Origin of the sequence: Metabacillus malikii (assembly GCF_030813355.1) — a bacterium.
GTDB classification, from domain to species: domain Bacteria; phylum Bacillota; class Bacilli; order Bacillales; family Bacillaceae; genus Metabacillus; species Metabacillus malikii.
On record NZ_JAUSUD010000015.1, the window covers coordinates 1 to 22,993 of the forward strand.

Annotated in this window: 12 protein-coding genes; 9 read left to right on the plus strand and 3 right to left on the minus strand. The window is 33.1% G+C overall.

The window, feature by feature from the left end; translation table 11 throughout:
* Window positions 1–223: 223 nt before the first annotated feature.
* From J2S19_RS14315 to J2S19_RS14325, 3 genes are all read left to right on the plus strand, one after another.
* Complete coding sequence (locus J2S19_RS14315; RefSeq protein WP_307343291.1) at window positions 224–892, plus strand: hypothetical protein; 669 nt, start codon at window positions 224–226, stop codon at window positions 890–892.
* A 162-nt stretch (window positions 893–1,054) separates the two neighbouring features.
* Window positions 1,055–2,299, plus strand: a complete 1,245-nt coding sequence (locus J2S19_RS14320) for a replication-relaxation family protein (protein WP_307343294.1) — start codon at window positions 1,055–1,057, stop codon at window positions 2,297–2,299.
* A gap of 160 nt (window positions 2,300–2,459) precedes the next feature.
* Window positions 2,460–2,759, plus strand: a complete 300-nt coding sequence (locus tag J2S19_RS14325; RefSeq protein WP_307343297.1) for a hypothetical protein — start codon at window positions 2,460–2,462, stop codon at window positions 2,757–2,759.
* A 60-nt stretch (window positions 2,760–2,819) separates the two neighbouring features.
* On the opposite strand, the gene J2S19_RS14330 is transcribed toward J2S19_RS14325, so the two are convergent.
* Window positions 2,820–3,116: a hypothetical protein gene (locus J2S19_RS14330; protein ID WP_307343300.1), complete on the minus strand. Its 297-nt coding sequence runs from the start codon at window positions 3,114–3,116 to the stop codon at window positions 2,820–2,822.
* A 211-nt stretch (window positions 3,117–3,327) separates the two neighbouring features.
* Entirely contained in the window at window positions 3,328–3,669 is a 342-nt protein-coding gene (locus tag J2S19_RS14335; protein ID WP_307343303.1) for a hypothetical protein, read from the minus strand.
* 235 nt (window positions 3,670–3,904) lie between these two features.
* Here J2S19_RS14335 and J2S19_RS14340 point away from each other — a divergent pair, with 235 nt between their 5' ends.
* The 6 genes from J2S19_RS14340 (at window position 3,905) to J2S19_RS14365 (ending at window position 21,869) form a co-directional block, all read left to right on the plus strand.
* Complete coding sequence (locus tag J2S19_RS14340) at window positions 3,905–4,294, plus strand: hypothetical protein (RefSeq protein WP_307343306.1); 390 nt, start codon at window positions 3,905–3,907, stop codon at window positions 4,292–4,294.
* A gap of 13 nt (window positions 4,295–4,307) precedes the next feature.
* Complete coding sequence (locus J2S19_RS14345; protein ID WP_307343308.1) at window positions 4,308–7,226, plus strand: helicase-related protein; 2,919 nt, start codon at window positions 4,308–4,310, stop codon at window positions 7,224–7,226.
* An 11-nt stretch (window positions 7,227–7,237) separates the two neighbouring features.
* Window positions 7,238–11,743 carry an Eco57I restriction-modification methylase domain-containing protein gene (locus tag J2S19_RS14350; RefSeq protein WP_307343311.1) on the plus strand — a complete coding sequence of 1,502 codons (4,506 nt, stop codon included), beginning with the start codon at window positions 7,238–7,240 and terminating at the stop codon, window positions 11,741–11,743.
* A gap of 22 nt (window positions 11,744–11,765) precedes the next feature.
* A complete protein-coding gene (locus J2S19_RS14355; protein WP_307343313.1) occupies window positions 11,766–18,074 on the plus strand; it encodes a DEAD/DEAH box helicase family protein in 6,309 nt (2,102 codons plus the stop codon).
* Between the two features lie 16 nt (window positions 18,075–18,090).
* Window positions 18,091–20,238 carry a UvrD-helicase domain-containing protein gene (locus J2S19_RS14360; protein WP_307343316.1) on the plus strand — a complete coding sequence of 716 codons (2,148 nt, stop codon included), beginning with the start codon at window positions 18,091–18,093 and terminating at the stop codon, window positions 20,236–20,238.
* 65 nt (window positions 20,239–20,303) lie between these two features.
* Complete coding sequence (locus J2S19_RS14365) at window positions 20,304–21,869, plus strand: hypothetical protein (protein WP_307343319.1); 1,566 nt, start codon at window positions 20,304–20,306, stop codon at window positions 21,867–21,869.
* 216 nt (window positions 21,870–22,085) lie between these two features.
* Here J2S19_RS14365 and J2S19_RS14370 read toward each other — a convergent pair whose 3' ends face one another.
* Window positions 22,086–22,958, minus strand: a complete 873-nt coding sequence (locus J2S19_RS14370; protein WP_307343322.1) for a phospholipase D-like domain-containing protein — start codon at window positions 22,956–22,958, stop codon at window positions 22,086–22,088.
* Window positions 22,959–22,993 lie beyond the last annotated feature (35 nt).

A 22,993-nucleotide genomic window follows, 5' to 3' on the forward strand; every position in this document is an offset into this window, starting at 1 on the left:
GTTTTTTCCCCTTTCTTCATATTCCACCACCCCAATACCAAAATCATGAGAAATAATCATAAAAAAACTCCCCCTTCTAATATGCAAAAAATTTAACACATTATTTCAGAGAAGTATATATTGAATTCCGGAGGAATTTGGAAATGTTTGCGGTAATTGTGAGGGTACAAAGTGACTGTTTACAACATGTGCTCACGAAAAATGAACAGGAGGTGGAAATAATATGGCTCAACTTAAAATTGGCGAATTTTCCAAGAAAGTTGGTAAGCATAGCAATACGGTTGCTAACTGGTTCAATCAACTACACGAATTAAAGCTTCACTGTGTGAACAGGTCTCCTTTAACTGGAGAAAAGGTATTTGATGAGTTGGATTTAGAAATCGCACTTCATATCAAGGCGCTAAGGGATAAGAAATTAAGTATCAATGAAATATTTGAAGATATCGGAAATCAGTGTAAGCTACGATATTTTAGTATAGATGACTCTCTTGACGAAGTGAAAGAGCACAATTCAGATTACGAGCGGTTAAAAATGGAATTGCTTTACATCGTGCAAGATGTTTTAAGTGAAAGTTTATGGGATGAATTTGAAACCATAAGAAAAAAGCTCAAAGCATTGATAGATGGATTACCCAGCATGATGGACGAGCGACATAATAGAATAAAAGATTTATTAATCATTAGAAGAATTGAAGCGGAGTTAGAAACGGAAGCACTTCACAAATGGACCACTGAGCCAGTGTCCGTCCGTATAAAACGTGGTTTTTTCTTTAAAAAGGAAGAAAACATTGAAGCACGTAACCAATATGTAAAGGGTTATATCATGAAAAACTTAGAGGAACGTTTATTAAAAGTAATTTCATTCCCGGATAATCGGGAAAACCCTTTTTAAGCACTTATATTAAGTGAACAATTACGGTTACTGAGTAACTGTGCATTCTACCTAGTTATATTTAGAGAAGTACTTGCTAAATCAAGAACAGTGGGTACTTCAGGGCAAAAACACTAACTAGAACTATATATGTATAAAATTAATTAGAGAGGAGTCAACGTTATGGCATATTTATTAGGTTATGATTTAACGGAATATGATATAGATATAATTGATTGTTTGACTAATTATAGAGGTGTTAAACCTTATCATTTGGCAGTAATGAAATATGGTGTGAATTATACGAATAGTCAGGAGAAGACGATCTATAAGTATCTTAGAAAATTACTTGATCAAAAATTGCTTGCTAAGTATAAATTGCAAGATGGGTCAGAGGGATCCATGTATTATCTTACGTCCAAAGGTTACGAATTAGCAAAAGACTTATTTAATATTGAGGAAGGAAAAAAGGGAGAAGGTTGGATTAATGAAGATGGATGTACAAGTTATGGTGACTTTCCATATGAATTATTTTCTCCTCCATTAGAACAAGCTCCACACCATCTATCGTCAATTGATTTTCTTTTTAAATTAAGATCTATAAATACAACCTTTATAGAACATCGTATTAATCTTTATAGCGCTGTAACTTATGGCAACTCTGAAAATAAGTTTCGTTTTCGTCCAGATGCTGAGATTAGATTAGAGAATAATAGGATTTACGCGATTGAGATTGATAGAGGTAGCGAAAACCATGAACAGCTTTGTAAAAAATTTAGAACGTACCGACATTATTATGAGACAGCAAAACAAAGTGGATTAAATGTTAGACATGCCGGAATTATTTTTATCGTGGAAGATAAGCGTAAAAAACATGGCATGAAACGTAGATGGAAGAATATTTGTGCAGCACTTTTTAAGGAGATGGGAGACTACCACAAAGATGTTAATCTTATTATGACAACTGTCAGTGATACTAGTGAAACTATTCTTTTTGAGATAAATAGAAAGAATTATGAACAAAGGTTTATCAATAAATTAAGCACTTTTCTGAAGAAGAAAGGTAATCAGGATGTAAACCTTTATCTAATCAATGATCCAGATAATGATTATAAGCAAATTATTACAACTAATATGGCAGGAAACAATTCGTTTTATGTAACTGTTTATATAACATCGCAAACATTTGAGGCAAACGTTTATAGTAAATTTATGAATGTTTACCGTCAAATAAATGCCATTAAAAACCAAGAAGCAGTTAAAGGTCTAGAGTTTAAAGGATTTAGAAAGGCTACAATTTACGGAAACGAAATACCTTATCTTATTAATGATATTGGACCATACGAGTTAGATGAGGAGTTCAACAATGTGTTTCGGGAATTTAATGATAATGTTCAATATTATAGAGTTGATGATGTCTTGGTATAACATGTTTGTTACGCAGTATCATTACTAGTTATAATATAGTTAGTTAACAAGAAATTAATAGGATTTTGCAATATTTCCGCCTAGATTACCACTGGTAGGGGTTCAATGTGGTTGTATTTTTTTAGTAGCTACTTCAAAAAAAGCAAGGTGAATTGTTAGAATGGAAGAAATATCAAAAAACATTGGAACTGTACATGATATTGATCAGTTTTCTTTTATCGCGGAGCTTGAAGACTTTTTCTTTAAGCATCAAAATCAAGATGTAGAAATAGAACTTCTACAGGGTAAAAATACAACTGAAGGTTTATTAAATGTAAGGGCAACTGACAAAAATGGTAATGTGACTGTTTTAAATCATGATGACTCAATTAAGCTTATTGAGCAAGTATTCTCGATTAAGACAGATGAGGTATATCTGAATTTCGCTGGGCACATTGTATATCTGATTGTTTTGAAGTAATCCATAATATAGGCTAAATCGAAAAGCCTATATTATGGATATTTTTATGCCTTAAAAGGGTTACATTAGTTGTTCTCCTTTGTCATCATAGTAGGTTTCAAAATGCCTTGTAATTAATTCAAATAATTCCTTTTGAAATTCTTCGCTTGTTGTATTGATACCTGGAAGATGGCCTACTTTTTTTAGTAGAGCTTCTTTTTCTACGTTTCTATCAATCAAGTATTTCACCTCCTCGTACAATTCTGGATATTTTTCCTCGATAATCATTTCGGTATATTTAAACACCACGTTCTTACTTCTTTTATTTAGATCATCTCTAAATCGAGGGAATAAAGCTTTTTCGTATTTTGGTTTCATATGCTATTCCCACCTTTAATAATGTTTGTAATCCGTTAGTCATTTTTTTCACCTTCTTCGTTGTTATATAGAGTCAACTAACTCTATAAAATGAGATTAATTGAAAAATAGAATGGAGTCGAATTCGCTAGGGGGTAGTAATGTTTATAATAAAGGTATTATCCTTGGAGTTTAGTTCATGTATGTTTATTTTGTATTTCTAAGCTATATATCAACACTCTTTATTATTTAAGGTTTCCTTCACAGAAAATTTTCTGTTCCTAATAGTAACATTATGAGCATGTAAAAGATTCCGAATAGCCTTTTGAGTTAATGGATAAATTTTGCTAAGCTCAACTGATGATTTTCCTTCGCTATATAACCTTACAATCTCATATTCTTGTTCTAAACTTAACTTACGGGTTTTTCTCCTTGGGACATTGTACCTATATAAGATATTTCTAATCGTAACTGCACTTGTCTTCAGTGTTATTGCTATTTGATCTGGTGACTCACCAAGTAGGTATCGTGATATAATTTCTTGTTCTTGGTCATTCGTGAATTTTCTATTCATGCTAGTACCTTCTTTCTTTTTTGTTTGGTTGAAAAGATTTCAGATTTTAATAATTCTTAAACTAAGGTTAATAAAAGCCAATATGAAAGTCGAACTGGGTAGGGGGTATGTATCTAACCTAGATTTGAGCAGAAAAGTTGTGAAATAGGGCTTTTTAGCTAATTTCCTTTAATACTTACTTTTACTACTGTATAATTTTAACTATAAGAATAAATTTATAGGGTGGGAAAAGATAATGGGGAAAGATTCACTTTTTGGAAATGAACCTTCATCGAAATTTCTGAAAGTATTAAAGGAACATGGAGAAGTTTATACTAATCCTAAAATACTAAAACAAAATGTAGAAAATCATTTTAGAAAAGTAGAACAAGCAACAGCGCAGAACGAATTTATAAATGTAAACCTTGCAAAAGAAATAAAAGACGTTTGTATGGCGTTAATCAGTTATTATGATAATGCAAATAATAATGAAAAAAGATACATTAATGCTACAATAAATTATTTTACAACTTCAGATGATGAAGAGGAAGATTTCTTTTCTCCTATAGGTTTTGATGATGATGCGGAGATTGTAAATGAATGTTTAGAATTAATTGGTAAAGAAAACTTAAGAATTGATATTTAATGAGGGTGAGTATATGGTAACAAAAATTGAATCCAAAAAAAAATTAATTGCACCAGGAGCAAGAGTTGAAGTACGTGGGGAAGAGTGGATTGTGAAGAAGGTAAATCCTATACAAGGCGGGCATAGCTACAAGGTAACAGGTGTATCTGAACTTGTGAGAAATCATGAAGCAATCTTTCTGGATACACTGGATGAAATTACCGAGATAAGACCTGAAGATACTGAATTTGTTTTTGATGACTCTGAAAGATATAGAAAAAGCAGATTATATATAGAAGCCCTCCTTAGAAAAACTCCACCTATTGATAATAAGTTATATATGGGTTATAAAGGTGCGTTTGATCTTTCGGAATACCAATTAAAACCTGCTGCTATGGCACTTGAAAATTTACGTCCTCGTGTGTTAATTGCAGATGCTGTAGGTCTTGGTAAAACGATTGAGGTAGGGATCCTCTTATCCGAACTTATTAAACGTGGTCGAGGAGATCGCATTCTAGTTATAACAATGAAATCAATGCTTAGTCAATTTCAACAGGAAATGTGGGCTCGTTTTACAATTCCCTTAGTGCGATTAGACTCTGTGGGAATTCAAAAGGTTCGCTCAAAAATACCAAGCAATAAAAATCCTTTTAATTATTATAACAGAGCAATTATCTCAGTTGATACTCTTAAGAATGATAGTCAATATAGAACCTTTTTAGAGCAATCTCATTGGGATGCAATTGTAATTGACGAGTGTCATAACGTTGCAAATGCCAATACACAAAGGAATCGATTAGCTAGTTTATTGGCTAGAACTTGTGATTCATTAATATTAACAAGCGCGACGCCTCACAATGGTAAACCTCAGTCATTTGCTCAACTTATCAATATGATTGAACCAACAGCAATTGCAGATGAAGAGGATTATACACATGAAGAGATAGAAGGGTTGTTTACTCGTAGATTCAAGAAGGACATCGAGCATGAAGTTGGGAATCAATTCAGTGAACGACAAATACATGTTGAATCTATGAAAGCTACTCTTGAAGAAGAACGTTTATTTAAATACGTCCATAGTCTGAGATTTAATACCCTCGATGGAAAAAGGTCAAAACAGTTATCGATCCCTGGTTTATCAGGAATTAGAGGAACAAAGGATACGTTATTTAAAAATACATTGTTCAAGGCATTTTTGTCTAGTCCTGCAGCTTTTTTACATACTGTTCAACAACGTATAAATAAGTTGGAAAAAAGAATGGAAGAAGATCCCCAAACTAAAGAAGTCCTAAGTGAGGACTTAATAAAGTTACAACATGCTGAAGAATTAGTTCTAAAAATCACGGATGACACTTTTAGTAAATTTGATAAATTTAAGTCATTATTAAAAGAAATGAAGTGGAATGGAAAGAAAAACTCTCCTAGAATCATTCTGTTTTCTGAAAGAATTCAAACATTAGAGTTTCTTTCAGAGAAAATAAGAGAGGAATTTAATGTTGATGAGAATGTTGTTCGTGTATTTCACGCAGGATTATCAGATGTAGAACAACAAGAAGTTGTAGAAAGTTTTGGCAAGGAAAATGCTCCTATTCGGTTATTATTAGCAACTGATGTTGCATCTGAGGGTGTTAACTTACACTACTACTGTAATCATCTAATTCATTTTGATATTCCGTGGTCACTTATAACTCTCGAACAACGTAACGGTCGTATTGATCGATATGGTCAACATAAAACACCTCACATCTATTATCTATTAACAAAGTCTGATGATGAAGAAATTAAGGGGGATTTTAGAATCTTAGATAAGTTAATTGAAAAGGAAAATGAGGCACATAAAAACCTCGGAGACTCTGCAACAATTATGAAGTTGTTTGATCCTGAGAAGGAGGAAGAGTACATAGAGAAAGAACTTGCAGAAGGTAAGTCCCCAGATGAAATTCTACCCTCTTTAGACGATATTGATATGGATAAGATGCTAAGTGAAATGGATCAAATGTTAAACAATGCAGAAACTCCTAAAGTTGAAGAATACAAAAAGGGTACACCTTATCATTGGATGGACGACTATACATTTATGAAGCAAAGCTTACAAGTAATCCTTGATGAAGGTATAAATCAAAGAGCTCAAATTGAATTTCTTCAAGATAATGAATCTATAGTGTGGTTTGCACCAGATGACGTTAAACATATACTCACACATTTGCCAAGTGAAGCTGTTCCTAAAAACAAAGAGTTCCATTTAACAACCAATAGAGATAGTATTCAAAAGGCTATCTCAGAAGCACGTAAAAAACAGGGTAAATGGCCGGATAAACAACTTCTATGGGAACAACATCCTCTATTCTCGTATCTAATTGAAAGAGTTATTGTGAAATATGATAAAAATGAAGCTCCTATTGTTCAGTTGCCAACAATTGAACGTAATCAGGTTATATACTTTATGCAAGGAGTTTTATTTAATAAACGTGCGCAACCTGTCATTTCTCAATGGTTTGGCATTGAAGTTGATGGAGTGTCTTCGGAAGAAAGTAGAGTCTATACATTTGATGAACTCGAGGACAAGCTTAGTATTAGTTCGGAGTTGTATAATCCAGGTGAATTTGAATATGACGTTTCTTTGCTTCATGATAAAAAAGTAAATGCAATTAATACTGCTAAAGAGTATTTAAGCAAATTACGTGAACAACGTGGGAAATCCCTTATGCAAGATATAACGGAAGATTTAAGAAAACTGAAAAACTGGAGAGATAAAAAGATAGAGATTATAGAAAATGAAGAAAGAGAAAAATCTGTTCGTGGAACAATTCCTAAACATATTGCTGCAAAGCTAGAATATGAAAGAAAAACTGTTGAAGAGTTGTACAAAAATCGTAGAAAGTGGATCAATAATACCATGGCAACAGATGAAAGACCGTTCTTACGAATAGCAGCTGTATTTGTAGGAAAATAAGGAGTGAGATAATGGCTATAGATTTAACTGGGATCACAAATGTTAATGAGTTTTACAGTCACCATTATTTAGATTCTTTATTAGAAGGTGATTTAAAAGGATTATATAAAAAATGGGCTGAAACTGATGATCGTTCACCGTATGAAAAATTATCTGGTATAGCAAACAAATATTTCAAAGCAAAAACTGATGGATTTAACGAAAAGAAACCTGAAGACCGTATTGAAATAACTCGAAAATTTCATATTAACTTCCTTGAAGCCTTAGGATACGAGACCAAACAAGTGATTAAGTATTCTGAAGATGGCCAAGCAATACCCGTTATAACAAGTGAGAAGCGAGACGGAAACGAGTATTTATGGGTACTAGAAACAGTATTTTGGTCAGATGATATATCTGTTTTTGAACAACCCTTAGTTTTGGAAAATAATGAAGATGAGATTTCTTGGTTTGATGACTCAATTGATATGGCAATTCAACAGGTATTTCGTTTGGATGAACCTCCAAGATGGATTGTTTTATTAGCGGGGCAAATGGTTTATTTAATTGATCGCAATAAATGGGGACAGGGAAAGTATTTATTATTTGATTTAGATGAACTGTTTGGAAGAAAACAACCTGAGACACTAAAAGCTACTGCTGCTCTCCTTTCCAAGGATGCATTAGCACCTGATGAAGGAAATGTTCTGCATGACGAACTAGATGAAAATTCACATAAACATGCTTTCTCTGTATCAGAAGATCTTAAATACGGAATACGGCGTGCTGTGGAGTTAATTGGTAATGAATTCATTCATTATCGTTCAAAGGTTGCAAAACAAAAGATTTATGGTGATGAAGAACTAGCAGATAAGTTAACAAAAGAAAGCTTAACTTATCTTTACCGCTTACTATTTTTATTTTACGCAGAATCCCGTAGTGAAGAATTGAATGTTGTTCCAATGAAAAGTGAAGAATATCGCTTAGGGTATAGTTTAGAAACATTGAGAGAATTGGAGCAAGCACCACTAACTACAGAAGCCTCTAGAGAAGGCTATTTTTTCCATGAAAGTTTAACAACACTTTTTAAGATAGTTAATGATGGTTTTGGATATGATGATCAGTTTGAAATTGATTATGAAAGTGGAAAGTATGTTGATTTTGGGTTTAAGATTGATGGATTACAAAGTCCTTTATTTAATCCAAAGGAAACACCACTACTTTCTTCGGTGAAATTTCGTAATTTTGTATTACAGGAAGTCATACAATTACTTTCTTTATCTAAAGAAGGAAGTAAACAAAGAGGAAGAATTAGTTATGCGCAGTTAGGAATAAACCAACTAGGGGCAGTATATGAAGGATTACTTTCATATTCAGGATTCTTCGCTCAAGAGACTTTATATGAAGTGAAACCAGAAAATGTTAGTAGTACAGATGAAACTGGCCAGTCTTATTTTGTACCTGAATCGAATATTGAGCAATACAAAGATGAAGAATTTGTTTTATTTAAAGATGATGATGGCTTGCAACGAAGGAAAAAATACGAGAGAGGAAGTTTTATCTTTAGACTGGCAGGACGAGATAGAGAAAAATCAGCAAGTTATTATACACCAGAAGTACTAACGAAATCTTTGGTGAAGTATAGTCTCAAAGACCTTTTAAAATCAAAAACAGCTGATGAAGTTTTGGATCTTACAATTTGTGAGCCGGCTATGGGGAGTGGTGCCTTCTTAAATGAAGCCATAAATCAATTGGCGGATGCCTATTTAGAAAGGAAACAAAAAGAACTAGGTGAAGTAATAAAACCAGAAAACTACGCTCATGAAAAGCAACGCGTTAAAGCGTATTTAGCAACTAATAATATCTATGGAGTGGATTTAAATTCAACAGCGGTTGAATTAGCTAAGGTATCAATCTGGTTAAATACTATTTACGAAGGAGCAAAGACACCTTGGTTTACTCCAAAATTTGCAACAGGTAATAGTTTAATTGGTGCAAAATTTAACGTTATTAGCAATGAAGATTTATTGAATGAGAATTATCAATATATACCACTTAATAATTTAAATCAGGTTAAGACCGGTTTTATATTCCAATTTTTGATACCGGATATTGGAATGGTTTCTTATGAGAATGATAAAAATATCAAGCAATATTATAAAAGTAATATTGAAAATATAAAAGAATGGCGTAAGAATTTTCATAATGATTTTTCAAAAGAAAGTGTTAAAAATCTAAATGAAATTTCAATTAGGATTAGTGAGGTATGGAAAAGGCTCTTAAAAAGTAGAAAGACCCTTATCAAAAAAACAAGAGAGCATATTAATGTCTATGGCCAATATAGCCTTGAAAGTGAAGATAGGAGAACATCAATAGAACAAAAGGAAAAGCTAAAGGAAGAATTATTAATTTATTCAACATCACCTTACAAAGCTTTAAAACTTATATTAGATTATTGGTGTTCATTGTGGTTTTGGCCGGTTGACAATATAAAACATTTACCAACATGGGATGAATATTTGCTTGACATCTCTGCAATTCTTGATGCGGTAGAGGGCGTTGGTGTTAATATAGATGACTTAAAATCTGTAGTCCCTCGTCTATCTATAGTTGACGAATTATCTTTAAAATATAAATTTATTCACTGGGAGGTTGAATTTCCCGAAGTTTTTTATCAAAAAAATGGTTTTGATCTAATAGTAGGAAATCCACCTTGGCTAAAGCCCAAGTGGTCTGAGAAAGATGTATTATCAGATTTCTCTCCAATTTGTTCGTTAAGAAAGCTTTCAGCAAAAGAAATTAATGCGGTTAAAGAAGAGATTTTTAGAAATAAGAATAATTATGACCTATATTTTAATGAATTGATCGAATACCTAGGGATTGTTTCATTTGGAAAGGCCAAAATAAATTACCCTAATATAGGGAGAAGTTCTGTAAACCTATACAAATTATTTATTCTAAAATCATTCGAATTAATAAATAATTCGGGAACAGTTGGATTATTAACAGACTCTGGAGTATATGAAGATCCAAATGCGGAATTATTGAGAACTGAATTTTATAAAAGATTAAGATACCTATTTAAATTTAGTAATCAATTAAATTTATTTGCCGAGGAAAGCTTAGCTCACGTAGCTACCTACTGCATAAACATATTTGGAGAAAAGAAAGAGCGCACAAATTTTAATTTTATTTGTAATTTATATCATCCTAAGACAATAGATGAGTGTTTTATTTATGATGGTTCTTATAAGCCTTTACTAAAGACAAAAGATCAAAAGTGGGAGTTGAAGGGGCATATTGAAAGAATTATCCCAGTAAATGATGATTTATTAGAATTATTCAGTGAAGTATTTGAAGGTAGTAACTCTAAGAATCCATCTGTAAGAATACCGATGATTCATAATAAAAGCATTCTTGATGTCATTTCTCGGTTTAAGCAAGAAGAAAGATTGGGAGATTTATCAGAAGAGTTAATGATTACCACGATGTTTCATGAAACTGATTCCCAAAATAATGGAATAATAAACAGGAATGTTACAATTCCTGAGAATATAAATCAAATGGTGCTTTCAGGGCCACATTATTATGTAGCAACTCCTTTTAATAAACAACCAAGAGAAAATTGTAGAAGTAAAGGGGATTATGAAGTTATTGATTTAACCCAATTTCAAGATAAAGAGTTACCTAGAACCCTTTACACAACTACAGATTCTACATTTAGCCAGGTGCCTAAATTTAGAGGAGTTCCGAGTACGAATTATTATAGATATGCTGGAAGAGCAATGGCTCAATCAACCAATGAAAGAACTCTTATATCAGCACTAATACCACCGAATTTAGTTCATACAAATGGTACAGTTAGTATTGCATTTAAGGATGAAGAAAAATTACTCGTATTTTTAGGATTGAGTCATTCAATTGTGTATGATGGGTTAGTAAAAATTATAGGAAAATCAAATATATATGGTGATGTACTTCGTTTGTTACCTATTCCAAAATTACAACCCAAACTAAAACAATTAATCCTACATAGGACTCTAAGATTAAATTGCCTTACACAAGAATATTCAGATATATGGGAACGGCATTTTTCGGAAGCTTTCTTAGAAGATAATTTTTCCAAAAAAGATAATAGATTAACTAATATATCTATTGCAAAAAAACATTGGAATAATGAAGTACCACTTAGAAATCCATTTGAAAGAAGATTGGCTTTGGTCGAATTAGATGTGCTTGCAGCGATTGCTTTTAATATTGACTTTGAAGAATTATACACATTGTATGAAACACAATTCCCATTGACAAATTCATATGAAAAAGAAACATATTATGATCAAAATGGTAAAATTGTTTTCACGAAAAATAGGACTTTGCCGCATGTCGGGCTTGATAAGTCGGAATGGGAAAAAATAATGGAAATTAGACAATTAAGTGATATGCCAAAGGAATTGAGTAATTATATTCCTCCTTTTACTCAAAGTAATAGAATTGTTGATATGGAAAATGCCTATAATTACTTTCTAAAAATATTATAACAATTTGATTGGAGGGTAGAAAATGATTCCATCTATTCTTGCTAGTGAAGTAAAAAGAACGGTCTTAGATTATTTGGATACTACCTTTAGCTTTCAAGACGACTCTTTATCCGAGCATCTAAAAGACTTTTTATTGAATTCAGATGAAAAAATGTTTAAGGGGCCTTATGTTTCAGTTAGGCTCCCTTATCGTAAAGCGGAGGAAGGTAAAAAGAATTTAACTATTTATCCTCCTTTTACACCATATGTACATCAATTACGTTCTTTTGAGAGATTATCTAGTCGAAACCAACAACCTAAACCAACTCTAGTAACAACAGGTACAGGGTCAGGTAAGACAGAGTGTTTCTCATATCCAATTTTAGATTATTGTTATCATCAACGTGAAGCTGGAATAAAGGCAATAATTTTGTATCCAATGAATGCTTTGGCGTCAGATCAGGCAAAGCGGTTAGCAGAAATGATTCATAATGACCAGGAAAACCTTGGTCATATTCGTGTTGGTATGTATGTAGGGGGAAATGGTACATATAAACAGATGGGAAAAGACCATGTAATTGATGACCGTGATACACTGCGTAAAAACCCACCTGATATTTTATTAACAAATTACAAAATGTTGGATTATTTGCTTATACGTCCTGAGGACCGTCAATTATGGCAAAACAATGAAGAGGGCATGCTTAAGTATTTAGTGTTAGATGAGTTGCATACTTATGATGGAGCTCAAGGTTCGGATGTTGCAAATTTGATTCGAAGACTGAAAGCACGCCTTAACATTAATAATGGAAATGTAGCAATGGTTGGGACTTCAGCTACAATCGCTAGTGAGGACGAAGCTTCTATTAAATCCTTAACAGACTTTGCAAGTGATATATTTGGTGAAGAATTTAATGAAGATAGTGTTATTTTGGAAGATAGAATTGAATTAGATGATTTTTTAGATTTTGAAACAAAGTACTATGAACTACCTAATGATTTAGAAAAATTAACTCATGATGTAGGTGAGTCTCAAGACAGCTTTATTCGTTCGCAAATAAAAGCTTGGTTTGGTAAAGAAGTAATGAATACTGTCCAGTTAGGTAAGGCACTAAAACAGCATAGGTTTCTTGAATCAATGTTGTCTTCTTTCCATAATGAAATACTAGATATTGATGAGCTTATTGATAAGCTCTCTAAGAGAGATCCGGAATTTGCATCAAAATCCAAGGATCGTCAACAGGAAATAATTCACTCATTTATCACGCTTATATCTGCAGCTAGGTTATTAGATGGTGAAAGAATGATTCCATTTCTACAAGTACAAGTTCAAATTTGGATACGTGAAATGCGACGCTTGATGCGTAAAGTAAGTAACAAGCCTGAGTTTTACTGGAAAGATGGGAATAAGCCAATAGATAAAGTGGGTTTACCAATGTATTATTGCCGGGAATGCGGACATTCTGGATGGTTAACATACCCAATTGATGGTAGCGGTCCTCTACAAAAGGATTCAACATCAATTTATAATAAGTTTTTCGATAAAAGCCGTTTTATCAGTTACATCTATATAGATGATGGTGAAGAAATTTATGTAGATGATCAGCAGCAAATGACTGAAAAGGTATTTCTTAATCCTAAGGACTTGTCTATTCAATCAGAGCAAAATAAAGATGGGAATTATGTTCCAGTTGTCATAAGGGAAGCTAAGGTAACTAACACAAAGCCACCAAAGGATAGACATTGTTGTCCTAAGTGCGATGCTGAAGATTCAGTTATTATTACGGGGTCCCAAGCCGCTAGTCTAGCTTCAGTAGCTATTAGTCATTTATACACTTCACCATTTAATGAAGATAAAAAATTACTTGTATTTACAGATTCCGTTCAGGATGCATCTCACCGTGCAAGCTTTTTTGAAAATAGAACTTATCGTTTTAACTTCCGTACGGCATTACAAACAGCCGTAGAATCATTGGATGGCCCAATGACTCTCAAACAACTACCAGAACATTTCTATACCTTTTGGATGAATCGGTTTAAAGAGGAGAAGGGAATTAAGAATCCAGTTCAACATTTTACGGCTACGTTTATGCCACCTGACTTAAAAGAAGAACCAGTTTATAAAAAGTTCATAAAAAGTAAGACTGAAATTCTTCCTGATGAATTAGAAGCAATATTAAGAAAAAGGCTATCATGGGAAATTACGATGGAATATGGTTTTAGTGCTAGGATCGGTAGAACACTGGACAAAGTGAGAAGTTCTATTGTTTATTTTGATCCAGCTAAAATAAATATTATTTCCAATAAGTTTACTACTCTTTTATCTGGTGATTATGGCCACGTAACTGATTTAGGGGAAGAGAAGATCAAGCAATTTGTTCTAGGTCTTCTAACGAGAGTGAAATTTAGAGGTGGAATAGAACACGAATTTTTATCACACTATCGCTACGATCAGAAGGGGAATACGTATCTATTAAGAAAAGAAAGAAACAAATATATGTCACCAATCGGCGGGGCTGTGCCGCACTTTCTAACAGATGATAAAAATAGTAAGAATTTTGATTCCATTGTTACGGGAGGAAACCGAAATTCATGGGCAGTTGATTGGATGGGTCGAAGCTTATCACAAAGACTCTCTATTCAAGATATGAACAAATTATATGTTCAATTTGTGGAATATGCTAGAGAAGCTGGAATTTTGGATAAAGTGACAAGAGGTAATATTTCCAACTACGGGATAAGACCAGAATCCCTTTATATCACCACTGAAACCAAGGGTATCATTTGTGATAAATGTGGGTATCGCTTAACAATCGGAAATGATGAACAATCTATTTGGATTGGTGCAACATGCCGTCGTTATCAGTGTAGAGGTCACTATGTTATCGATAATGATGAACGGCAAAGTTTTTACCGTGATCTTTATTCAAAAGGTAATATACAAAGAATATACACTGAAGAACATACTGGACTACTTGAAAGGTCAAAAAGAGAAGAAGTTGAACGTTTGTTTAAGTCGAAACAAGGTGAGACATATGCTGATGCTCCGAACCTTCTCACATGTACTCCTACACTTGAAATGGGGATTGATGTTGGTGATTTATCTGCAACTATGTTAAATTCTGTTCCGCCAACAACAGCAAATTATGTTCAACGAATAGGTCGTGCTGGACGTAAAACTGGGAATTCTTTAATTATAACAATGTCTAAGGCGCAAAAACATGATTTATACTTTTATGCTGAACCCAAGACTATGATGGCAGGTCATGTAGCTCCTCCTGGAAGCTATTTAGATGCACCCGAAATATTAAAGCGTCACTTCTTTGCTTATTGTATGGACACGTGGGCAAGAGATGATCATAAAGCAAAAAATTTACCTAATAAAGTACAAATGATGCTTACTCAATATAAAAAAGGTGAATTTCCGAATACATTTATTAAGTTCTATGAAAAAGAAAAATCAAATCTAATAAATAATTTTACAGCCCTTTATGAAGGGATTTTATCTGCTTCTAACAATGAAATGCTCAAAGAGTATGTAAAGCAAAATGTATTAGAAAGCTCTATTGTACATGTTATTACTAAAACAGAGAAAGAATTAGAAAAGTTAAAGAAATTATCCTCTAGTATTAGGACAGAAATGAAAAAGTTAGAAGTAAACAAACTAGTAATTGAAGATTTTGACATTAAGATTAAGGAATTGGAGAATGAACGGAAACTTGTATTTCGTATGATGAATGAAATTAAAGAGAAATATCCTTTAGAACTTTTCACAAATGAAGGCTTGTTACCGAACTATGCCTTTCCAGAAAGCGGTATAAAGTTAAAGGCTATTATAAAGAAAAGACGTTTAAATGAAGAAGATGATCCCTACGAAGTGTTTGAGTTATTAAGACCTGCAAGATCAGCATTACGAGAGTTCGCTCCTTATAATACTTTTTATGCTTCAAGAAGGAAAATACTAATAGATCAAGTGGACACAGGTGGGATAAAAAACCCAAAGATTGAGGAATGGAAGTTCTGTAATAATTGTTCACATACAGAATTAGTAACGGAATCCCATTATAAAACGGCATGTCCTAAGTGTGGTAGTACTGCCTGGGAAGATAAAGGTCAAAATCGACAAATGTTAAAACTTGAATATTTTGAATCAAAGACAGATGAAGTAGCTAGTTCAACTATAGATGAAGGTGATGAGCGTGAGAACATAAGGTTCCATATTCAACATTTCTTTGATATCAATAAAAATCAAGATAGTAAAGCATATGTAATTGATGATATACCTTTTGGGTATGAATATTTAAATGAAGTAAAGATGAAAGAAATTAATTTCGGTTATCAACAAAATTTAACTTTAAATAACAAAATGGATATAGCCGGAGATGAAGTTTCTAAAACTGGATTTAGAGTGTGTAAAGACTGTGGGATTGTAGAGAAACCGATATTTATAGAGGGACATAAACAACCAAGACATCGATATAATTGTAAGTACAACCAGCAAAATCAAGATCAAAAAGAAGCATGGACAGATGTAGTGTTGTATAGAGAAATCACATCCGAAGCAATAAGAATGTTAGTGCCTGTATCTACAACTCAGCAATCCGATAAACTGTTAACTTTTAAAGCATGTTTGGAACTTGGTTTAAGAGAATTCTATAAAGGAAATCCAGGACATTTATTTGTTAGAGATCATTTTGAACCAGTTCAGGGTGAGGAACATGGAAGCCGTCACTATTTAGTTATCTATGATGAAGTACCAGGTGGTACTGGTTATTTAAAGAATCTTGTAGAAACGAACACGTTTATGGAAGTATTACAGAAAGCATACGATGCATTAGTTGTATGCGAATGTCAAAATGATGAGAATAAAGATGGATGTTATCGTTGTTTATATGCTTATCAGAACCAGTTTGAGATTGATTCAATTTCAAGAACTCAAGGAATTGAATTGTTAAAACAAATTTTGGATCAGAGAGATAAGTTGGAAGCGACTAGTACCTTATCAAATGTTACTATTGATAGCCTTGTTGAAAGTGAGCTTGAAGAGAGATTTTTAAATAACTTTAAAGCATATATTAATTCACTGAATATTGGCAACTTATGGGTTCAAACCATCTATCAAGGTAAGCAAAGCTTTGAATTTACATTGGATAATGAAAACTGGTGGAGACTCGTACCACAAGTTGAGTTAAACAGAGATGATAATGTGTTGATCTCTAGCAGGCCAGATTTTATATTTTATCCAATTAACCAGGATCGTGATGTAAATCCAATTGCGATTTTCTTAGATGGATTTAAGTATCACGTAAAGCCGGATGAAAGAAGAGGAGAAATAGGACAAGATATTCGTAAAAGAATGGCTATTAGAGATTCTCAACAGTATTTGGTATGGACTCTTTCATGGGATGATGTCGAAGAGTTTAGCACCCATTCTGATGCACAAAGTTTGTTGTTAACACCTGATGAGGTCAAAAAAGTTTATCAATATAATAAGATATTAAAAAACCCCCTCCAGGATGATGCTAATTCGTTAATTACTAAGAATAAAGTAGATCAACTTATTACGCTATTAAAGAATCCAAAAAGGGAAAACTGGGAAAAATTCGCTATGGTAATTATCTTTAGTATGCTAATAAATCGTCCAAGAATTTCCGATGATTATGGATTAACTAAAATTAGAGAAATAGCAACATCTGAAGTGAAACCCAAAATTGATGTCGCAGATGATGCACCAGCAGGAGATTTCTTTTATATACCTAGAAATAAGTTTTCGGAAAATGAAATATTTAAAGGCTTTTTCTTAGTACCTGCTCAGGAATATCAACAATTATATCTATTAATGAAAGGTGCAGAAGGATTCCTAAATCCAAAAGCAATTGAAGGGATTATCAGGCTAGAAGATGATTTCACAAATAGGAATTTAGATGATTTTAAGCGCACATGGAATGAATTCTGGAGACTAAGTAACTTACTCCAGTTCTTACCAAATGTATATCAAGTTTCAAGAGAATTAATCGAAGAATTTGGGGATGATCTATCACTCGAAACGCAAACGAACAATGATATCTCTGAAGAATGGTTGGAACGTTTTGAAATAGTAGATGAAAGTTGTGAAGGAATCCTTCATGAATTAATGGAAAATCAAACTCATGTACCAGAAGTAGGCTATGAAGTTGCATCAAATCAAGGAACGGTGGGAGAACTGGAGCTTGCATGGGAAGATAAAAAAGTAGGTGTTTTACTTGATGAAGACGAGGATGTACTAAGAATTCTTAAGGAAAAACATTGGCAAGTATTTTTATTGACCGAGGTAGAACAGAATGTAACATTATTATTAGATAGTCTAAATTAGAAAGGGGGAGGAGTAATTGCCAAAGATAGCTATTGGTGCAGAATTCTTAAAAGCGATGTCTAATATCCCAAAGTCAGAGCAGAAGAGAGTTCGTGAGTTCACTGAGAAGTTTAGAAAAGATCCTACTCAATCTAGCATTAATTATGAACCAATTCATGATGTTAAAGATAAGAAAGTAAGAACAGTTAGGATAGGATTATCTTACCGAGCAGTAGTGCTTCACCCACCTAAAGGAGATGTGTATATTCTTGTTTGGGTGGACCATCATGATGAAGCGATGAGATGGGCTAAAAATAAAGTGTTTGAAATTAATAGTGAAACTGGTGGATTACAAATAATTGACACAGAAATTATTGAGAAAGAACAACTTGAAAATGAAGTTGCCGATGAAGTAGAAGAAAGTAATAAGGAAGAAAATCAGAAATATTTATTATTCGATGAGTTTACTGATAAACAACTTCAAAAAATAGGTGTTCCAAGATTATTATTACCTTCGATTCGCAAACTAGAAAATGAAGAAGAGTTAGAACAGATTAGAGAACATTTACCAGACGAAGCATATGAAGGATTACTCTCCCTAGCTGCGGGATTTAGTTTTGAAGAAACGTTAGATGAACTTGGGAGAGAACCTGATAATGAAGAAATTGATCCTGATGATTTTGAAAAGGCTCTAGAAAATCCAGATACAAAGAGAAGGTTTGCAACTGTAACTTCTAATGAGGATTTGCTCGATATGTTGAATGCACCTTTGGAAAAATGGAGAGTATTTCTTCACCCAACACAGGAGAAAATTGTGAAAAATAAAAATAGAGGCCCAGTTCGTGTTTTAGGTGGAGCTGGAACGGGAAAAACTGTTGCAGCAATGCACCGGGCGAAATTTTTAGTTGAAGAAGTGTTTACAAATACATCAGAAAGTATCATCTTTTTAACTTTTACTGCAAATTTAGCAAAGGTAATTAATAATCAGTTAGATTCTATTGTTCCAGAATCTTTAAGAAAACGAATCGTAGTCACAACAGTGCATAGTCTAGCTAATCGTATACTGAAGAGATATGACGAAAACTTTCAAACTGTTTCCTCACGTGAGGTTAGAGAACAGGTGAAACACGCGTGGGAAATTGCAGTATCTACTGAAGAATTAGGCTTTGATGAATCATTCTATCGTGAAGAATGGGAAGATGTTGTTCAACGTAACGGCATTTCATCGGAGAAAGAATATCTAAGAGCAAAAAGAATTGGAAGAGGTACTAGAATATCTCGACTACAACGTAAACAGATATGGAAAGTTTTTGAGGACTACCGTAGCTATCTAAACAGGCATAACATTAAAGAATGGGTGGATGTTGTACGAGAAGCCCGAATGGTTGTAGAGCGCAATGATGTTGTATTGCCCTATAAAGCTGCAATTATTGATGAGGCCCAGGATCTGCACCAAGAAGACTATAAGTTAATTCGTACAATTATTCCCGAAGGTCCAAATGACTTATTTATAGTAGGTGATACGCATCAACGTATCTATAAAAATAAAGTCGTACTAAGTCATAGCGGAATAAATGTTCGAGGTGGGCGGTCTAAAAGATTAAAAGTTAATTATCGAACAACAGAACAGATTAGAAAGTGGGCCGTTTCGATAATTGAAGGTTTACCATATGATGATTTAGATGAAGGTTTGGATGATCAAAAAGGGTACAAGTCCTTGTTATATGGTTTAGATCCAGAAATTCGAAGCTTTAGTACTTTGGAGGAAGAGTTAAGTTTTATTAAAGACTTTGTCCAAAATGCAATCATGAATCAAGTTGAATTATCGAACCTATGTTTAGTTACAAGGTCTAACAAATTGATTGAAGATGTTTACGAACCATTTTTTAAAAAAGAAGGCATTGCATCAGTTATCTTAAATCCTAATGATACAAATCAAGGTGAAGGTATTCGCTTAGCTACTATGCATAGAGTTAAGGGTTTAGAATTCTCTCATATGATTATAGCATCCGTAAATGCTGGAATCATGCCACCAAAAAATGTACTAGTAAAAGCTGCAGATGAGGTTTCAAGAATTGATATTATTCAGAGAGAAAAATCATTGCTTTATGTGGCTGCAACACGTGCTAGAGACTATTTAGTTGTCACTTCATACGGAGAGAAGAGTGAGTTGTTGCAAGGGTAGTATAACTAAAAGTTAAAATTAACAGGTGATAGTTTATTAATTAGCTTGAATGTGGGGAGGTTAATATGGAAAACTTTGTGAATTTAACTAATGCAGAAATAGCAAAATTAATTTCTAAAGCTGAGTATCAAGTAGTTTATATTGCACCAGCAATGGAAGTAATCGTAGCAAACGAGATAGTTAAATTTGTGCAAAGAACTAGCTTGTACCAAGTTTCTATTTCTTTAGATTTAAGCACAGAAGTTTATAGAGAGGGTTATGGAGACCCAGCAGCTTTAGATATTCTTTTAAATTCAGGAATCCGATTAAAAGAAACACCTGGGTTGAGAATAGGTATCTTATTAATTGATGATTATGGGTGGATATTCTCACCTGTTTCTAAAACAACCTCCCCAAATTTAGAAAACAATAAATTTAACGCTCATCTTGAAGCACTAAATGCCAACATTCTTGAAGGGTACTTAATTATTCCGAAGGAGCCAGAACAAGTTACTTTATTCGATATAGCGGTGCAAGAGAATACGACTCAAATGGCTGAAGAAGATGAATCGAGTGTAATAGAGGAAAAAGTTGAAAACATAAAGAAGGATATAGAAGCAGAACCACTTCCAGATTTTGATGCACTTCAACTACTATCCGATTATAGAAGCTTTCTACAGTTTATAGACATAACTTTTAGTGGATCACGCCTTGATCAAAAGACAGTGAAATTACCCAGCGAATTATTAATTGTAACTCAAGATAAAAATTTTGAAGAAAAAATGAGAGCAACATACAAATTATTTAATGAAGAGATATCTGAACATACTAAGGGCATGAAGGAAAAAATAGATAGACTTAGAGAAAAATACACATATTCCTTATCAAGAAAGTATGGACGTATTATACTCGTCGAGAAGAAAAAGGATTTTGAGATTGAATATAATAGTCTAGTTAAAGAACTTGAGAAACATAAAGAAAAGCTTGTTAATTATATAGATAGCCAAATTGATATAACCCAAAAAATTCTGATAGATTACTTTACTCCTGTGCTACAAAAAAATCCTCCTAATCATTTGAAAGACGATCGTGGCAACCTGTTAGATGTTAATGAAATCAGGAATTATATTGATTGGTTGCTGGACAGGGAATTTCCAAATTCTCAACACTTATTAAATCGCATACATCTTGATTATACCTATAAAGATATTACAGAAGAAACGATTAAAGATGAGCGATTTTTAAATGAGTTAGATAAGGCTTTGAAGGACGAACCTATTAGATTTTCGCATCGCGATTACCAGCAGGAGATGTTTGATTTTAAAAGAGACAATAATGATAAGAATATTCAAATATATAAAAAAGGCGATGTATACTACATAAAAAGTATTCGGTCTAGGAAAATTCTTACACACAAGATTGAATCATATACTAATGTTAAATATTTCGATGATTACGCAATAGTAGGAGCAGAGATGTTGCTGAATAAGAACATTAACTACTCTGAGTTTTCGAGCGAAATGATTAAAATGTTTGGTGACAGTACTCGTCTATTAATGAAAGCCATCTATGCACAGTCACAATACATATTAGAATTAAGCATTGATGAAATTGAAGAAATGTTATCAAATGACAGTCGAAAGTATCGATAAAATTGTACCCTCGAAGCCTGGGTGAGAGAAGTTAAGAGTAATGAGAAAAAGTTGATACCAGAGTTAATCCAAATGAATAATGGTGGTGTTAGGGAATATTTCTACATACATTTAAAATATTTCCATAATATTTTAAGTATATTGAACTGAGAGCCTTCATAGAAAAGGCTCTTAGTTTTTTGTAATTGCTAAGGTTAAAATTATTTAATATATATTTTAGTCAGTATTAATGTCTTCATCGTCAAAGAGACTATCAAGAAAATGCCCTGTATATTCGTTTTCTTTAACTTCATTTAAAAAATCATGATCGAAAATTTCTTTAGCTAGTTCATCGTCTAATAACTTAGAATCAAGAAAGTCTTTTACGAAAGTTTTGGACAATTCTTCCACTTCACTTAAATTCATTGCGCGTGTGGGCAGAAATGTTCCAAGTTCATACTTTTTTTTGTCGAACATTTTTCGATGTTCATTAGGATATACGACTACATCACATTCAAAATTGGTATATTTCCATTTTGGATTGAATTCAAATGCGACGTTTGTTAAATTACTACTACCAATTATAAATGCATATGGCTTTCCTTCGCTTATTTTCATAATCACTTTAGCGTGCCATCTATAATTTGTTTTTTCTTGACATTTAAAATGATGTATATTAATATTTCTAGAAAATCCTATTGGACTGGGTTGTTGTATTCGATATTTTAATAGTTTTGAAAAAAACTCAAATTCACAAGAATTACATTTTTCGGTAAGGGTTGAGTTATACCATTTTGAACCATTACTTTTACAAATTCGTGCATTAGGTGTATGTACTAATCCTCCACTTTTATCTTTGTCGTCATATCCCCCGGCAACTAGATACACGTTTTCATTATCAGCATAGCCATCACATATTGCCTGGATTAGTTCATCCTTATCGGGTCCTTTTTTATAACTCTTACCCCAAATTATAGTGCTATCAATATAGCCAGTCCCAATTAATAAGGATTCGTCAGAAGAACCTGCCCTATATTTAATCATATCAATAGCGGCATTCCTAAAGGGAGAAGTCCTTGGATTCCTTCTAAATAAAATCGCTAAGCCCATACTATTTCTCCTTTACCAAGTTAAGTAACTATTAT

What these genes read in the sequence shown, in the direction of transcription:
- J2S19_RS14315 (WP_307343291.1), top strand. Translation starts at nt 224, where the DNA reads ATGGCTCAACTTAAAATTGGCGAATTTTCCAAGAAAGTTGGTAAGCAT.
- J2S19_RS14370 (WP_307343322.1), bottom strand. Translation starts at nt 22,958, where the DNA reads ATGGGCTTAGCGATTTTATTTAGAAGGAATCCAAGGACTTCTCCCTTT.
- J2S19_RS14355 (WP_307343313.1), top strand. Translation starts at nt 11,766, where the DNA reads ATGATTCCATCTATTCTTGCTAGTGAAGTAAAAAGAACGGTCTTAGAT.
- J2S19_RS14340 (WP_307343306.1), top strand. Translation starts at nt 3,905, where the DNA reads ATGGGGAAAGATTCACTTTTTGGAAATGAACCTTCATCGAAATTTCTG.
- J2S19_RS14335 (WP_307343303.1), bottom strand. Translation starts at nt 3,669, where the DNA reads ATGAATAGAAAATTCACGAATGACCAAGAACAAGAAATTATATCACGA.
- J2S19_RS14345 (WP_307343308.1), top strand. Translation starts at nt 4,308, where the DNA reads ATGGTAACAAAAATTGAATCCAAAAAAAAATTAATTGCACCAGGAGCA.
- J2S19_RS14330 (WP_307343300.1), bottom strand. Translation starts at nt 3,116, where the DNA reads ATGAAACCAAAATACGAAAAAGCTTTATTCCCTCGATTTAGAGATGAT.
- J2S19_RS14320 (WP_307343294.1), top strand. Translation starts at nt 1,055, where the DNA reads ATGGCATATTTATTAGGTTATGATTTAACGGAATATGATATAGATATA.
- J2S19_RS14350 (WP_307343311.1), top strand. Translation starts at nt 7,238, where the DNA reads ATGGCTATAGATTTAACTGGGATCACAAATGTTAATGAGTTTTACAGT.
- J2S19_RS14365 (WP_307343319.1), top strand. Translation starts at nt 20,304, where the DNA reads ATGGAAAACTTTGTGAATTTAACTAATGCAGAAATAGCAAAATTAATT.
- J2S19_RS14325 (WP_307343297.1), top strand. Translation starts at nt 2,460, where the DNA reads ATGGAAGAAATATCAAAAAACATTGGAACTGTACATGATATTGATCAG.